The organism is Faecalibacterium sp. BIOML-A4 (assembly GCF_009679665.1).
Taxonomy (GTDB): Bacteria; Bacillota; Clostridia; order Oscillospirales; family Ruminococcaceae; genus Faecalibacterium; species Faecalibacterium taiwanense.
Genome location: NZ_WKZG01000001.1, coordinates 49,177 through 64,433, shown reverse-complemented (window position 1 = coordinate 64,433; position 15,257 = coordinate 49,177). Strand labels below are relative to the sequence as shown.

The 15,257-nt window shown below is 53.3% G+C and carries 18 protein-coding genes and 1 tRNA gene; 4 read left to right on the top strand and 15 right to left on the bottom strand.

The genetic code is table 11. The features are described 5' to 3' along the window. Positions 1 to 90: 90 nt before the first annotated feature. From GKG34_RS00350 to GKG34_RS00335, 4 genes are all read right to left on the bottom strand, one after another. Positions 91 to 936 carry a HAMP domain-containing sensor histidine kinase gene (locus GKG34_RS00350; protein ID WP_097774765.1) on the bottom strand — a complete coding sequence of 282 codons (846 nt, stop codon included), beginning with the start codon at positions 934 to 936 and terminating at the stop codon, positions 91 to 93. A 26-nt stretch (positions 937 to 962) separates the two neighbouring features. Next, positions 963 to 1,700, bottom strand: a complete 738-nt coding sequence (locus GKG34_RS00345) for a response regulator (RefSeq protein ID WP_005939839.1) — start codon at positions 1,698 to 1,700, stop codon at positions 963 to 965. Then, the gene (locus GKG34_RS00340; protein ID WP_101956483.1) at positions 1,690 to 1,995 is read right to left on the bottom strand and encodes a hypothetical protein; all 306 of its coding nucleotides are present in this window, start codon (positions 1,993 to 1,995) and stop codon (positions 1,690 to 1,692) included. Before GKG34_RS00340 ends, GKG34_RS00345 begins: the two co-directional genes overlap by 11 nt. 68 nt (positions 1,996 to 2,063) lie before the next feature. Further along, positions 2,064 to 2,291 (bottom strand): hypothetical protein, encoded by a 228-nt coding sequence (locus GKG34_RS00335; RefSeq protein ID WP_154255340.1) that lies wholly within the window; start codon positions 2,289 to 2,291, stop codon positions 2,064 to 2,066. Between the two features lie 223 nt (positions 2,292 to 2,514). Between GKG34_RS00335 and GKG34_RS00330 the strand changes: the two genes are divergently transcribed. Then, the gene (locus GKG34_RS00330) at positions 2,515 to 5,817 is read left to right on the top strand and encodes an ATP-binding cassette domain-containing protein (RefSeq protein WP_005939823.1); all 3,303 of its coding nucleotides are present in this window, start codon (positions 2,515 to 2,517) and stop codon (positions 5,815 to 5,817) included. 68 nt (positions 5,818 to 5,885) lie between these two features. On the opposite strand, the gene GKG34_RS00325 is transcribed toward GKG34_RS00330, so the two are convergent. Beyond that, entirely contained in the window at positions 5,886 to 6,686 is an 801-nt protein-coding gene (locus tag GKG34_RS00325; RefSeq protein ID WP_005939821.1) for a YoaK family protein, read from the bottom strand. Positions 6,687 to 6,886: 200 nt separating this feature from the next. Between GKG34_RS00325 and GKG34_RS00320 the strand changes: the two genes are divergently transcribed. Both GKG34_RS00320 and GKG34_RS00315 read left to right on the top strand, forming a co-directional pair. Beyond that, a complete protein-coding gene (locus tag GKG34_RS00320; RefSeq protein WP_005939817.1) occupies positions 6,887 to 7,714 on the top strand; it encodes an RNA methyltransferase in 828 nt (275 codons plus the stop codon). A 306-nt stretch (positions 7,715 to 8,020) separates the two neighbouring features. Beyond that, positions 8,021 to 8,096 (top strand) — tRNA-Ala (locus tag GKG34_RS00315). A gap of 187 nt (positions 8,097 to 8,283) precedes the next feature. Here GKG34_RS00315 and GKG34_RS00310 read toward each other — a convergent pair. The 8 genes from GKG34_RS00310 to GKG34_RS00280 form a co-directional block, all read right to left on the bottom strand. Then, positions 8,284 to 9,897 (bottom strand): recombinase family protein, encoded by a 1,614-nt coding sequence (locus GKG34_RS00310; RefSeq protein WP_154255339.1) that lies wholly within the window; start codon positions 9,895 to 9,897, stop codon positions 8,284 to 8,286. Between the two features lie 117 nt (positions 9,898 to 10,014). Beyond that, entirely contained in the window at positions 10,015 to 10,176 is a 162-nt protein-coding gene (locus tag GKG34_RS15595; protein ID WP_173015206.1) for a hypothetical protein, read from the bottom strand. Beyond that, positions 10,148 to 10,558: a type II toxin-antitoxin system PemK/MazF family toxin gene (locus GKG34_RS00305; protein WP_097783512.1), complete on the bottom strand. Its 411-nt coding sequence runs from the start codon at positions 10,556 to 10,558 to the stop codon at positions 10,148 to 10,150. The genes GKG34_RS15595 and GKG34_RS00305 overlap by 29 nt, the downstream gene beginning before the upstream one ends. Before the next feature lie 5 nt (positions 10,559 to 10,563). Then, complete coding sequence (locus tag GKG34_RS00300) at positions 10,564 to 11,361, bottom strand: DUF6551 family protein (RefSeq protein ID WP_154255338.1); 798 nt, start codon at positions 11,359 to 11,361, stop codon at positions 10,564 to 10,566. After that, positions 11,358 to 12,347 (bottom strand): hypothetical protein, encoded by a 990-nt coding sequence (locus GKG34_RS00295; RefSeq protein ID WP_154255337.1) that lies wholly within the window; start codon positions 12,345 to 12,347, stop codon positions 11,358 to 11,360. The genes GKG34_RS00300 and GKG34_RS00295 overlap by 4 nt, the downstream gene beginning before the upstream one ends. Next, positions 12,325 to 12,570, bottom strand: a complete 246-nt coding sequence (locus GKG34_RS00290) for a hypothetical protein (RefSeq protein ID WP_097783479.1) — start codon at positions 12,568 to 12,570, stop codon at positions 12,325 to 12,327. The genes GKG34_RS00295 and GKG34_RS00290 overlap by 23 nt, the downstream gene beginning before the upstream one ends. 415 nt (positions 12,571 to 12,985) lie before the next feature. Continuing rightward, positions 12,986 to 13,312: a helix-turn-helix transcriptional regulator gene (locus GKG34_RS00285; RefSeq protein WP_049935196.1), complete on the bottom strand. Its 327-nt coding sequence runs from the start codon at positions 13,310 to 13,312 to the stop codon at positions 12,986 to 12,988. Further along, on the bottom strand, positions 13,302 to 13,526 hold the full coding sequence (locus tag GKG34_RS00280) for a hypothetical protein (protein ID WP_154255336.1): 225 nt from the start codon (positions 13,524 to 13,526) through the stop codon (positions 13,302 to 13,304). The genes GKG34_RS00285 and GKG34_RS00280 overlap by 11 nt, the downstream gene beginning before the upstream one ends. Positions 13,527 to 13,945: 419 nt before the next feature. Here GKG34_RS00280 and GKG34_RS00275 point away from each other — a divergent pair, with 419 nt between their 5' ends. Next, on the top strand, positions 13,946 to 14,308 hold the full coding sequence (locus GKG34_RS00275) for a helix-turn-helix transcriptional regulator (protein WP_097793461.1): 363 nt from the start codon (positions 13,946 to 13,948) through the stop codon (positions 14,306 to 14,308). Positions 14,309 to 14,430: 122 nt separating this feature from the next. Here GKG34_RS00275 and GKG34_RS00270 read toward each other — a convergent pair whose 3' ends face one another. Together GKG34_RS00270 and GKG34_RS00265 are read right to left on the bottom strand one after the other, a co-directional pair. Further along, positions 14,431 to 14,652, bottom strand: a complete 222-nt coding sequence (locus GKG34_RS00270; RefSeq protein ID WP_015564162.1) for a hypothetical protein — start codon at positions 14,650 to 14,652, stop codon at positions 14,431 to 14,433. 139 nt (positions 14,653 to 14,791) lie between these two features. Further along, the gene (locus GKG34_RS00265; protein ID WP_154255335.1) at positions 14,792 to 15,217 is read right to left on the bottom strand and encodes a response regulator transcription factor; all 426 of its coding nucleotides are present in this window, start codon (positions 15,215 to 15,217) and stop codon (positions 14,792 to 14,794) included. Between the last annotated feature and the right edge of the window lie 40 nt (positions 15,218 to 15,257).

Genomic DNA, 15,257 nt, shown 5'->3' with positions numbered 1-15,257 from the left:
CCTTTGCCAACAAAAAAAGGACTGCCGCACAGGAGCATCTCCCCCGCAGCAGTCCTTATTCATTATTATAATGCAATCATGCAGCATGCATCACAGCTCGTCCGGGTCGCCGCGCTCCGGCATGGTACGCAGCTCCCGCACCAGCATATTGCGCAGCTGGTACTGATGCTGCTGTGCCTGTGCCGTATCGCCTCCCGTATGCAGCTCTACCGTCGGCTCCGTTATGCGGTCGGTGCACAGCGGAATGGTCACCACTGCCTGTGTGCCCTTTTCCGGTGCGCGCTCCACCCGTAGGCCCCAGCCCATACGGCGGCAGCACTCGCGGCAGAGCAGCAGGCCCAGCTTTGCGCCGCCCAGAAAGCAGCGCCGGTTCTCCAGCCATGCATCCTCGCCTGCTTCCGGCAGGCCGCAGCCATTATCCATCACCGTCAGCTGCCAGAAGCTTTCGCTGCGGCGCAGCATCAGCCGCACTTTGCCGCCCGCACTGCAGGCCCGCAAGGCATTCGAGAGCAGATGCAGGCACAGCAGTTCTGCATCATTGCGGTCCGCCATAACCCGGCAGGCTGTCCAGCCGCCATAGTCCAGCGTCAGTTCCACCCCAAGCTGTGCCTGCACCATATCGGCCTGTGCGGCGACCTGCTGCAGCAGCTGGCACAGGTCCAGCGGATAGAGCCGCGGGTCTTCCTCGGTGCGCAGAAAATCCAGCAGCGACATCACTTCGTTCACAGTGCGGTCCAGCCTTGCCGACGCAGCGCTGATATCGTTCACCGCCTGCCGGGTCTGCTGGTCGGCACCCACATGCGCAAGGTGCTGGTCCAGATATTCGCAATTGCGTCCGATCAGGCCCAGTGCATGGAAGCATGCCTGTTCCACATCCTTCTGCGGGATCGCCTGCGCGGTCAGTGCACCCGCCTCGTTCTGCCGCATCTGCTCCATACCCTTGCGCCTCCTGTGTTTTATGCTCAGTCGTCCTTCTGACGCTGAAGATAATTCTTGACAGTGTAGATCAGTTTACCAGTGGTAGGTTTCTCGTCCGCAAATCCGCTTTCGTCCTTGAAGCGCAGCCACTTGGCCGAGGGCTTTGCTTCCAGCTGGTCGATCATACGCCGGATGCCGCTGTCCACAGCAGAGACCGACACATCGTACTGCTCGCTCACCGCCTGCAGGATTTCCTTGCGGATGGCCAGCTTCTGGCTGGTGCCGTACACCACGCCCACCGCACAGGAAAGATAGTTGCAGTTCACGTCCGGCAGCTGGATGCCCCAGCCCTCGTACAGTTCCTGACACTTGCGTTCCATGCGCTGGCTCTGCCGTCCCGGCAGGCGGTACAGCTCCCACAGCAGGTTCTTCAGTTCGGCATGGCCCACATAGCAGAATCCATCGCCCGATTCCAGACAAATGGCACTCGTATTCTGCCGCCTGCCCTCATCAAACAGAACAACATTCGGTTTGGGATCCATGCTGCGGATATTCATTAAAAACTCCAGCCCGCTCATATCTTCCAGCTGGCTGCAGAGGATCACAACATCAAACTGACGGCCCTGACGCAGCTGTTCCAGCAGACGGCCGCCGTTCTGGAAGCAGGTGCACTCCAACGCAGGGCTTTGCTCCTGCAGGTAGTTCTTTTCCACCCGCAGCTCCTTGCGGTCGTAGCTTCCAAGGGCGATCTGCAGCGTTTTTGCTGTGTGCTCACTCTCCACGCAACGCGCCGCCTTTCTGCCTGAGCTGTTCTGTATCGGTCAGTTCTTCTACCACATCCTGCCAGATCTCCGGCTGGACGCCATTCTCACACAGATAGCGCAGGATCCGGTAGCAGAACTCTGGTGCAGCTGCAATGTAGCAGCTTTGCATGTACTGCCGGTTCCCGGTACGGCAAAGCGTCAGGCAGCAACCGTTTTCGTTGCCTGTATCCATTGAGTATACCAGCGTATATGCTTTCTGCAACCCGTCGATTGCCGAAAACTGACGGATCATAGGTGAAAATGTACGTTCCATAATTTTTCCTCCCTTGCTACAAGGTCCTGCGACGTTTTCAAGGCATTCCTTGTTTTTCTTATCTTATTTTAAAGAGCAGAGAGGGCTGGTTCAATCCTGAAAAAGCGTCTAAAAATGTCAAAATCACATTCGTTGCGTTTTTTTGTCGTGTTTTTCTGTTCTGCGACGCATTTTATTTTGTGCTTACGGTTCATCGCAGATTTTTTGCGTCGTATTGGCAGTGTAATTCTGCTTTCGCGATGCTTTTCTGTTTTATCAGGATCTTCCGCTATTAAAATAGCACGACGGCGACGCAAATTCAACCTCCACGTCAATTTTTCCTTTATTTTCCTGTTTTTCTGCCTCAAAAGCCAAAAATACCGGTCCGGTCAAAATTTACGTTGAAATATACACAGTTTTTTCATATTATTTCGGTAAAATAGAAGTGTATAACGCCTTGCTGCGGGTCCTGTATCCGGGCAGTTTATTATAATGTACAGCGGCAGCGTTCCTGCGAGGATGCGCCGGAAAGGCTCACACATGCTCCAACTCAACCACATCAAGAAAGAATACAAAACCGGCGATCTGGTGCAGAAAGCACTGGATGATGTCAGCCTGAACCTGCGGGACAACGAATTCGTCGCCATTCTCGGCCCCAGCGGTTCCGGTAAGACCACCCTGCTGAACGTCATTGGCGGTCTGGACCGCTACGACAGCGGTGATCTGATCATCAACGGCATCTCCACCAAAAAATATACCGACCGCGACTGGGACTCTTACCGCAACCACACCATTGGCTTTGTGTTCCAGAGCTACAACCTCATCCCACACCAGACAGTGCTTTCCAATGTGGAGCTGGCGCTGACCATCTCCGGCATTTCCGGTGCCGAGCGCCGCAGCCGGGCCACCAAGGCGCTGGAGCAGGTAGGTCTGGGCGACCAGCTGCACAAGCACCCCAGCGAAATGTCCGGCGGCCAGATGCAGCGTGTGGCCATTGCCCGCGCACTGGTCAATAACCCCGACATCCTGCTGGCCGACGAGCCGACCGGCGCACTGGACAGCGACACCAGCATTCAGGTGATGGAGCTGCTGAAGGAGGTGGCCAAAGACCGCCTTGTGGTCATGGTCACCCATAACCCGGAGCTTGCAGAGCAGTATGCTACCCGCATCGTCCGCCTGCGGGACGGCGTGATCCAATCGGACACCGCACCGTTTGCGCCGGATGATTCCGCTCAGGTGCCGCCGGTGCACAAAAATCTGGGCCGTTCTTCCATGTCGCCGCTCACCGCTCTCGCGCTGAGCTTCAACAACCTGCTCACCAAAAAGACCCGCACCCTGCTCACCGCATTTGCGGGTTCCATCGGCATCATCGGCATTGCGCTCATCCTTTCGCTCTCGGCCGGTGTGAGCAATTATATCCAGGAGATGGAACGCTCCACCCTTTCGGAATATCCGCTGCAGATCTCGACCACCGGCGTAGACCTTGCCGCCCTGCTGGACCCGGGAAGCTACACCAGCGCCGTTGCCAACAACACCAATGTGGGCGCCACCAGCGCTTCTTCCACCCCGGAGGGCATGGTCACAGTGCGTGAACTGCTGAGCCAGCTGACCGAGGATAATTCCTCCGTCAATGACCTTGCCTCCCTGAAAAAATATCTGGACAGCGACGAGTGCACCATCTCGGAGGATGCTGCTTCCATCGAGTATTCCTACGGCATCGCACCGCTGATCTATCGCCAGAACAAGGACGGCACCGTGCGCCAGATCTTCCCGGACAGCAGCCTTTCTGCGCTGAACAACACCACCTCTGCCGCCGGCATCGTCTCTTCCATGACCAACCAGAGCGTGTTTACCGAGATGGCCGAAGAGCCTTCGCTGTACGAAGATCAGTACGATGTCAAGGCAGGCCGCTGGCCGGAAAGCTACAACGAGGCCGTTCTTGTGCTGAATTCGGATGGCAGCATCAGCGATTACGCTCTTTATATTCTGGGCATTGAGGACGACAGCGTGATGATGCGTTTTCTGCAGGAGTACGCAAAAAACAAGAACACACAGGCTCCCACCGGCTACGGCACCTACCCCTACGATACCTTTGTGGGCCTGAAATATAAGATCGTTACCAGCTCGGACTATTACGTTTATGACGAAGAACGCCAGATCTGGCGCAACCGCTCCGACGATGAAGCGTATGTGGAGCAGCTTGTGGAAAACAGTCCGGATCTGACCATCGTGGGCGTGGTGCAGCCCCGCGCAGATGCCAGCTCCACCATTCTGCCCATAGGCGTTGCCTATACCCATGCACTCACCTACTACGCCATCGACCATGCAGCCGAAAGTGAAGTGGTAAAGCAGCAGCTTGCCGACCCGGAAGTGAACGTGCTGACCGGCGAGCGCTTTGATGCCGACCAGCGCGAAACCGATCTTGACATTTCTTCCCTGTTCTCGGTGGATACCGATATGCTGAAGGATGCCTTCCAGTTCGATGCAAGCAAGCTGCAGTTCGACCTGAGCGGTGCATTTGATCTGCAGGATGGCAGCTTTGACTTTTCCTCCATCCTTGATCCGTCCGCATTCCAGCTGGATCTGAGCGATCTGGACCTGAGCGACATCGACATGAGTGATGTGGAGCTGCCGGACATGGACGCGCTGGATCTGAGCCAGTTGTTTGCCGATATGGACCTGTCCGTCTCGGAGGATGCGCTGCAGAGCCTGATGAAGAAGATCATGAATGGCTATAAGCGCTATATCATCGGCAACGGCATCTTGAATCTGGATAAGATTGGTTTCTCTTCCTATATGGAGAGCGACCAGTTCAAACAGCTTCTGTCCGAATCCATGGGCGACCTGCTGGACACCACCGGCCTGCAGGAGCAGTTCACCGCTTCGCTGCAGCAGAACCTGCAGGGCATCATGACGAGCTATCTGCAAAGCTACTCGGAACAGCTGAGCCAGAAGCTGGGCGAAGCTCTGCAGACCAAACTCACCGCTGCCATTCAGACCCAGATGAGCACCGTGATGCAGCAGCTGATGACCCAGCTGACCACTCAGTTCAGCCAGCAGATCCAGTCCGCCATCCAGAACAACATCGCTCAGCTCAGCAGTCAGGTGGAAGATGCCCTGAAGATCGACCCCACCGTGTTCCAGAGTGCCGTGCAGGTGAACATGAGCACCGACGACCTTGTGGATCTGGTCAAGATGAACCTGCAGTCCAGCACCACCTCCTACAGCAGTGTTCTTGGTGCACTGGGCTATTCGGATTATGCCAAGCCCGGCAGCATCTGGATCTACCCCAAGAGCTTTGAGGCCAAGAACCGCATCGTGGACAGCCTGAACGCCTACAACGCCGCCATGCGTGCGCAGGGCGAAGAGGACAAGGTGATCGTATTCTCGGATACGGTCGGCACCCTGATGAGCGCCGTGACCAAGATCGTGGATATGGTCAGCAATGTGCTGGTGGCCTTTGTTGCCATCTCGCTGGCGGTTTCTTCCATCATGATCGGTGTCATCACCTATATCAGCGTGCTGGAACGCCGCAAGGAGATCGGTATTCTGCGTGCCATCGGTGCATCCAAGCACAATGTCTCCGAGGTGTTCAATGCCGAAACCTTCATTATCGGAATGTGCTCCGGCGTGATCGGCGTGGGCCTGTGCCTGCTGCTGCTGATCCCCGGCAACATGCTCATCCACTCCATTGCAGGAACCACCAGCGTCACCGCTGTGCTGCCGCCCAAGGCTGCACTGGTCCTGATCGTTCTGGCTACCCTGCTCACGATCCTTGGCGGTCTGATTCCCGCCCGCAGCGCAGCCAAGTGCAACCCCGTCACCGCCCTGCGTTCTGAGTAATTTCCTTTCTCGACAAGCAAAAGGAGTCGCTGCATCACGCAGCGGCTCCTTTTTTGATGTCCGGTGCTTTATCTCAATTTCTCGTGTAATTCCTCATGCAGTTCCTCGCGCTCTTCCTTCAGTTCCTGCTTGAGAGTCCGGTCGATCTCCCGTGTCTCCTGCCGGATCTCAGCCAGATTCTTTTCGATCACAGGGTTTTCTTCGATTTCTTCCCGGATGAACATGAGCGCAAAGCTTACCAGCAGCAGCCCGCAGGAGATCCAGATGGTCTTTCCTGCCAGCCGCGCTGCGCCCATGCTTCCAATACCGGCACCCACCGCGAACAACAGAATGATGCCAAAATAACGCATCATCCGATCCTTAACTTTCGGTTCATGGGTCTTGCACCAGATGCAGAATGCTTCCACACCGCTGCGCAGGTCACCAATGCACATGGTGCTGGCAAATGCATAGCCGTTCACCTTGCGGAACGCCTGCACCTGCATTGCGCAGGAGAAGGAAACGATGGCGTTTGCCAGCAGATTCTGCTCCTGCGGTAAAAGACCTACAATGAACAGCAGAAGCACTTCGCCCAGCACCACCAGCTGCCGCCAGTGAAGCCGCTGCATGTCGCAGAAGCGCTCCCGCATCTTTTCTGCCACCAGTACGCCCAGCGCAAAAGCACACAGAGGAACCAGATAGTGCAGCACCCAATCCCACTGACCATCCATGATGTTGGAACTCAGCAGCACGATGTTGCCGGTCTGTGCATTTGCAAACACCTTACCGCGGAACAGATACGTATAGGCATCCTGCAGCCCGCCCGAAAGCGAAAGGAACACCGCCGTCAGGAAGGACTCTGACATCTGCCCATGATGTTTTGTTTTCATATTACCTTTTCCCCTCTTTTCGTACCCTATTATTATAATATATTTTTACAGCTTGGTCCATATCAGTTTTACATATCCGGCATGTGTATCCCGGCGCTCTGCCAGCGCCGAAAATACGGCCCGTGCCCGGCCCGCACTTTGCATTCCCTCACAGGTTGTGTTAGAATAAGAAAAAAGCTTTTCCAAAGGAGAACTTCCTTATGCCGAATATTGTCGAGATCACAGACCTTTCCGCACCGGAGCTGGATGTCTATGCCCGCCTGACGCAGGCGCAGCTGCGCAATCGTCTGGAACCGGAAAAAGGCATCTTTATTGCCGAAAGCCCCAAGGTGATCGCCCGCGCGCTGGATGCCGGATACACACCGCTCTCCCTGCTCATGGAGCGTAAACAGATCACCGGCCCGGCTGCCGATATCCTGACCCGTTGCGGGGATGCCCCGGTGTACACAGCCGACCGCGAGACCCTTGCCAGCCTGACCGGCTTCGAGCTGACCCGCGGCGTGCTGTGCGCCTTCCGCCGCCCGCTGCCGCGCAGCGTGGAAGAGGTCTGCCGCAATGCCCGCCGGGTGGCCGTTCTGGAGGGCATTGTGGACTCCACCAATGTGGGAGCGATCTTCCGCAGCGCCGCTGCACTGAACATGGATGCCGTGCTCGTTACTCCTTCCTGCTGCGACCCGCTGTGCCGCCGTGCCGTGCGTGTGAGCATGGGCACCGTGTTTCAGGTGCCCTGGGCGCAGATCGGCACCTGCCCTGCCGACTGGCCGGAAAACGGCATTGCTCAGCTGCACAGTCTTGGCTTCAAGACTGCTGCCATGGCTCTGAGCGACCGCTCCGTAAGCATTGACGACAGCGCTCTTTCCGCCGAGCCGAAGCTCGCCATCGTGCTGGGCACAGAGGGTGACGGCCTTGCCCACAGCACCATTGCCGCCTGTGACTACACCGTAAAAATCCCTATGTCCCACGGCGTGGATTCCCTGAACGTTGCCGCTGCCAGCGCTGTTGCTTTCTGGCAGCTAGGCAACCGCTGAGCGATGCTTTTTGGCCCTGCCCAAAATACTTGACAAATTTCCCGAACAGAGTTACACTTACAGGGTCATCACATGGGCCTATAGCTCAGTTGGGAGTGCAAGCGTATCGCTTTTGTGCCCCACGGAGTTGTGGGCATTCAAATGGGGAGTATGTCGGTTGGTCGCCCAACCGAGTCACGCCCCTAAATATGGGCCTATAGCTCAGCTGGGAGTGCAAGCGTATCGCTTTTGTGCCCCACAGAGTTGTGGGCTTTAGAATGGGGAGTATAACGGTTGGTCGCCCAACCGAGTCACGCCCCTAAATATGGGCCTATAGCTCAGCTGGGAGAGCGTTCGGTTCGCATCCGAGAGGTCAAGGGTTCGAATCCCTCTAGGTCCACCAATTTGCCGCATCGTTTTGTACGATGCGGCGTTTTTTATGCCTAAAAACTTTGGCAGACCGTGCCGGGCTCCGAACCCTGAAGTCGGATGCGAACCGGGTGGGGTCATCCATGTACTTTTTGAAAATCCATCGGTTTCACGCTTCTTTCTTTGCATTTTGCAGAGTTCTGCGGGCAAGCGCATCGCTTTTATGCCCCCTTCTCGGAAATTTCTTCAAAAATTTCCGCACCATCGTAGGTTGACACAGCCTTGAGCTGCTCCACTTGATTGAAGCTGGCGTTCAGCGTAATCGAGATCTCATAGTCTTTTCGGACGCGAATCTCCTTGATGAACTGCTGCAAAATGGCGCGGCGTTCATCGTGGTTGGCGGTGTCGTACACATCCGCCCATGTAAACAGCTCGTTGCAGATGTAGTTGCTGCGCTTTGCCGTTTTGGTGGCTTCTTCGTATTCTTCCTGTGCCTGCACGAGCTGCTTTTCCAGAGTTTCCAGAGCCTCTCTTGCCTCGGCTACCAGTGTGCCCAGCAGTTCTTTGTCCAAGGCACTCACGCCCCGGATGACGAGGATGGTTTCGGCTTTCAGGTCGTCCAGTTCTTTCTGCTTGCTTTCCAAGTCTTTCTGGATTTTCTTGACCTTCTTCTGGATGCGGGCGGCATCGTTGGTCTTGACCGATTCCAGCAGCTTCTTCCGGGAAACTTCCCGGAACTGTGCGAAGATCTGCCGGACAACTTCTTCTACAATGGAATCCAGCTTGGAAACACCGTAGCCAGACTGCCCATCGCAGTCACCCGGATGCCGGATCTTATAAAAGCAGCTATACCGGGGCCGGACTTCTTTCACCGTATGCCCATCGGCGTAGGTGTGTGTCCGTCCGCTGCTGGTCAGGCTCAAGCGGTTGCCGCAGTGACCGCAGTAAACCAGCCCGGTCAAAAGGGCTTTGGAGCTGGTGCCCAGTGAAGTGCCGCCACGCTCACAAGTGCGTGCCTGCCGCAGTTCCTGTGCCTGCTCGAACAATTCTGGTTCAATGATGCGGAGCTGTGGGCACTCGGCTTCCACTGCACCATTGATAAGGTAGCCCGTGTATCCTTTGTTCTTGATCATCCGAACGATGCTGGTGTTGGGGATATTTTTGTTGTTCCGTCCTACGACTCCCTGTTCATAAAGATAGTGGCTCAACTTCTGTGCGCCGTAGCCCTCGTAAACGTACTTGTGGAAAATCAGCCGAACGATCTCAGCTTCCGCTTCGTCGATCACAAGGTCACAGACCTCTTGATTTTTCTTGTTCACCCGACCAAGGCGGACACGCTTGTAGCCAAAAGCCACGGTGCCGCCCGTGTAGTGACCTTCCCCGGTGAGCTGTTCCAGCCTTGTCCGGGTACGGACAGAGGTTTTCAGACTCTCGCCGGATGCCTGCCAGTAGCGGATGTAGTTCATCAGCTTGTCCACATGGGTGTCGAACCGCTGCTGTCCCTCGTTCACGCTCCAGACCTCGATGCCCTGCTTCGTGAACCATTCCACGATAAAGGGCGTTTCATCATCACGGCGACCGAGACGGTCAAACATGAACACCAGCAGAATGTCAAACTTGCCCTCCATCGCGGCCTGTTGAATTTTCTGGAGTTCGTCACGCTCTTTGGCAGACTTCTTAAAGCCGGAAACGCCTTTTTCGGAAAATTCCTTGACGATCTCCCAGCCCTGACTTTCTGCAAAGTTGCGGCAGGCTTCTTTCTGCATGGGGATGTCGTCTTTCTCGACCTGTCCCTTTGTCGAAACACGGTATAAGGTATAGACACGTTTTTTCATTTCAATCTCTCTTTCTTTGAGTGAGAAAGGAAAAATCAAACGTGTTTCGTCCATATTTTGTTTTCAAGGTTCAGTTCGATTTTATCTTATCTCACGCATTCAAGGAACACAAGGATGTCAGGCAGCGGTGTGCCCTGCCGTGCGCAGGATGGTGGTTTGCAGCAGCTTCTGGATCGCATCCAGACAGTCCGTATCCGCAGGCGCATAGGTGATCTTGACCTTGCAGCCTTTGACGGAAATAGTATCCGATTTAGCGGTGGTATCGCAGATAGCGTTCATAGGCCTCCTTTCTCCATACCCATTCGTTCAGATCGAGCTGATAGAGCAGCGCATAATTGAGCCGAATGAGTTCCGGGATGCTCAACCGCCCCATCGGGCGGATCAGCCGTCCCTTGCTGATGGTCTGGACAGATTCTGCCAAGATCATAGAGGGCTGCAAAAAAGCCCGATTACCGTCCACAAGAACGTGGGCTTGGTGATCGGGCTTCTTTGCAGTATTTGATGTGACAGGCGCAACAATGAGGTTGGGCGAATAGCAGTTTGCGGTGTTGTTCTGCACCACGACCACAGGGCGGATACCGCCCTGCTCGGAGCCAAGGTGTGGCTCCAGATTGGCGTAGTAAATATCACCACGCAGAAACTTTCGGTTGACTGGAATCATGTTCATCACCGCTTGCAGGGCAAATTGTGGGTACGGCCAGCACCGTTGTAGATGGACAGGATCTGTTTCATGTGGCGGTCTGCCACATTGCCAGTGTCGTTTTGTGCCAACCGGGTGATGGTCTTGGGATGCACTGTGCGCAGCCGGAGAATCAGCCGTTCCCGGCTGTATTCGCCCTGATACAGAGCCAGAAAACGAGCCATGCCATGCAGGATGCCAGACAGGAACGAATCCGAATCGCCGCCCCACGCATCTACGAGAACGCTCAGCATTTCACGGTAAAGTGATGCACCGTAGCTCTTGTAGATGTAGTAAGCCGAGCGGATGCAGTAGATTCTCCACGGGGCACGAATCCCATCCAGCGCAAAGCGTACACCGGTATTTTCCGTTACGGCGGCAAAGCCGCAGGCGTTTTCTTCGTGTGCCACCAGTTTGGCACGAAGCTGTTCACCCGCGGTCAGTTCGCTGGAAATGCCTGTCTGCACAGCAAACAGCAGAGCTTCATGCTCTTTAGAAAGGCCGTAGAATACCTTGCAGCGAATCGGGAGGTCACGCCCACCGTTGCACGTTTTCCGTGCCTCAATGGTGTTCTGACCATCAAAGACGAAGTAGCGGCCATCCCGGTAGCTGACTTTCGGCTCATTGGCGATGTACTCCGAAAAGTTTGCTGCGATTCGTGCAACCTTGCCCATGCGGAGCAGCCGCTGATATTCGGCGCAGGGGTTCAGCAGAACGCTGTCAACGTACCGCACTTCAAAGTTGCACTCCGGCAGGCTGGAAAGGTTCAGGTTAGAAAGCATCATAGCGTTTTCTCCTTTATTTTCAGAAGATACTGTACGGCATCTTCGGTCAAGTCATGAATGATCTTGCGGCAGTCCGAATCTTCAAAAACATCCGGGTATTCTTTGAAAATGTTATTCCAGCGGCGAATAAAGTCCTCTTTGGCACCCTGTACCTCGCACATCATCAGGGAGCCGTTTGCAACGGCTCGTTCCTGATAGCGGTTGTCAATGGATGCTTTCAGAGAGGTTCTTTCTTCGGCAGTAAGCTGGCGTTGATGCCCATGGATGCTTTTGCTGATTTCAGAAAGTGTTTGTTTTGAAGAAGCGGTTTCGGCTTTTCGGGGCTGACGTTCCTGCTTTGGCTTCCGTAATTCTGCAAGAGCAGCAGGAATTTCTGCTTTTGGCGTTTTTGCCAAGGCGGTGATTTCTGCATCCGTTGCCTTGATGCGCCCGGTCAGGATTTCCTCTCTTGCACCGGGGACTGCATCTTCCGCAGCGTCCACGCCTTTGGCATACTTTTCCGCTCGCTTTACGGTAGCCGCCCCAACGCCGTTTTGTGCGGCAATGCGCTCACAGGTGGAGAGCTGCTTTGCCCTCAATGGATCATTTTGAACCATTGAGGTGAACCGTCCGTTCTCATCGTGTGCCCGCTCTTTGGAGCCGCCCCGTGCCAGCTTTTCGGATTCATACAGCTTGCCCATCAGAAACTTCTTCCGTTCCGGGTCGAGATTTCTGCGTCCAAGCTGGTTCTGGCAGATCCATGAGAGAGCTGCGTAGCGGTTAGCCAGTTCGATCTCCTGTATCTGGTAGGCGATGAACGGATGCTTCCGCAGGATGCGGTAGCGGGTATGCCCGTCCAGAATAAAGCCATTCCAGATGATAATGGGATTCAGCAGCCGCCCTTCGTGGAGAATGTTCTGCTCAAGCTGTTGTTCTTCTTCAAAATTCAGGGGCGGGATCTTGCCCTGAAACTCCGGGTCGATTTTAAGCGCATTCAGATTCATCATCGAAATGGCCTCGCTTCACATACTGCCCAGCGTTCTTATCGGGCTGTACATAATAATCGAAACCATAGCGAATCTGGCAGTAGGTGCAGACATCCTTGATCTTCTGCTTAGGGTCTGCGCGCCGGACGCGAACGCCCTTTGCCCCCTGAAAGGAATCCAGACAAATCGGGCAGAGGGTAGTCAAGCTGGCTTCGTCTACGCAGTTGTTATAAAATCGACTCATATAGATTTCCTCCATATCGGTATTTTGATGGGAAATGTAAAACCACCAGCCGAGAAATCCTCAACTGGTGGTTTGAAAAATACTGTTTTTCTCCTATTTGTCCTCGACACCCCGGAGGTGGGAACTTTTCGGCGGCGGATTTGCACCGCTCCATTGGCATCTCAGCCACCCCGTCTGCTTTCTGACCGGGCCGCGAATTACGGAAGTATCATTGTCTGGAAGTGCCGAAAAGCTGCTTCTTCAATTTTCAAGGTACACGGTACAGTTTCGGGTTTGTCGTCCCCTGTTAGGGGGGCTGCCCTTGCTGTGACCATAGTGTACTTGAAAACTGAAGTTCTCGTTAGGAACCAGTAGTTCCGGTTTTTCGATTTTAGCCGGAACCAATCGTTCCGGTTTACAACAGTAAAGCGTTTGATCAAGCAGATTCGCCCAGCATTTCCAGCATAACAAGAATCCGCCGCTGCATTTCTTTCAGTTCTTTGCGGAGCATTTGCAGCTGATCTTGCAGTTCCTGCTCCCGCTGGGACGCAGACACACCTAAGACGATGTAGTCCAGCGAGGAGCCAAATCGCTCCCGCAGCTCCACAAAGAGGTCGACAGACGGAACTTTCTCACCCTTCTCCAGATTTCTCATGTAGCGGTCACTGATGTTCAGGTCGATGGCAAGCTGTTCTTGTGTCACTTCACGGTCTTTTCGGAGGTTTTGGATTCGTTCACCCGTTGCAGCAGGATCATAAAACATCACTCCCTCCGTTTCTTCCGCCGGGAGTGGGCGGAGCTTCATCTCCCATGCCGGATACGGCCAGCACATGATTTTTCACCAACATGAAAATACGGTCGGCATCAGCACTATGATTTTTGGTGCGCTTTTTGACGTTGGAAACTTTCAGCAAGCGAGAAAGTCGAAAGTACCATGTGGTCATCTTGAACCACGGCAGCAAATAGGTCGATTTCATTATCAATAATCCTCCAGTTATTTTACGGAATGTGAGCATTCGGACAAAAAGGATCGTGGTGGCGCACGACACCTTGCCCTTAAAAGCGCGAAAACGCCAGCCTCCCATTGAGGGAAGCTGGCGCAATATTGCACATCGGCATGATTATGGGTGGTGAAGTAGAACAATTGTGCCGGTTTGTTGGCATTCTGGTCTACAGCAACAGACAGGCTTTTTTTGATGCGTTACCCCAATAAAAAATCACAGCTACCTCCACAAACGGCAACTGTGATCGAATAGCGCGTGAAATCGCCCGGACGAGTTACCGTTTTTTTATAACTCGACCGGGAAACGCAAAAATCGGCACAATAGGACAAAATCGCGGGAACGATGATGTTATACCGCTCTTTCCGCAAGAACGATACAATACTATTGAGGTGATGATGATGCCGAATGCGGATGCAATCGCTCTGGGGAAGCATATAAAGGCTGTCCGAAAAGCGATGAAAATGACACAAGAGCAACTGGCACTGAAAAGTAATGTTTCGGTGAAGTATATCGCCAATATTGAAAATGGAAAACAGAATCCTTCTTTTGACATTTTAAGTGCAATTCTCCATGTTCTGCCACTTTCCTTGGATTCGGTTATCAACCCGAACTTATCAGAAGCAGAGCGCGAATGTCGAGAGTTAGAATCGATTTATTTTGCTTGTCCGCCAGAAATGCGAAAAACGCTGTTGGATGCCACAAGGTCACTCGCAATCCATTTGACAGAACTTTCAGAACAGAACAAAAACACCTAAGCTGCCAGAGTGGACGTTACGCTTCTCTCTGGCGTTCTTTTGTCTGAATACGCAATATTCTAACAGGTCATTCAATAAAATCACGTGAAAAGCAAACGAATTACACAATAATTTTCTCGTAATCAGTCTCGTTGTGGATTTTGAACCTCTTTTTCAATGGCAAGATCATTTTCTAGCGTATCATATAGTTCTTGTGGGGTACGGCATAAGACTGCGTAGAAGTTGATAGGAGCACCCTCATTAAAAAGCCGTACATACCCCCATCGACATGGGAGAACCTCTAAATAGGATGCCGTTTGCAAAAAATCTTCAAACTCTCTCAGAACATCTTCGAAGGATTGCATCTTACCGCCTCCTAAAATCTTTTTTCTATATTTTAGAAAAGATTATTTCCGATTGCAAGGATGTCAATTTTTATCTATCCAGCTAACGATAAAAGCCATACTCAAGGTTTAAGTTACCCATTGAGTATGGCTTTTATCGTTATAAGGAATCTTTTTTCACTGAAATGTTCGGCATAAATTGGTAGCCGAGGTTGGAGATCGTTCGGATATAGACAGGTGCAGCTCTATCATCCTCGATTTTTTGCCGGATGCGTCCAATTGTATTGGTAACAGCAGTCAGGCAGCTTTCACTATCCTGATGCCACACGGCTTCAAATATCTGCTCTTTTGTAAACAATTGCCCCGGATTCCGTGCCATTAAACTTAAAACGCCATATTCGTAACGGCTCATGTACACTTCCTGTCCGTTTTTGAAAACACGACGGTGTTCTAAGTTTATTTCCAGACCGGGATAATTCAAAGTGTCTGGCGCAGCACGGTTCATTTCAATCCACTCAAAAATCGTCTGCTCTTGGGGAGGGCAGTGGCCCTTCGTGATACGAACAATAACTTCAATTTTTTGCATAGAATTCTTCTAGAATCTTTGGTGAACAACTTCTCACAGA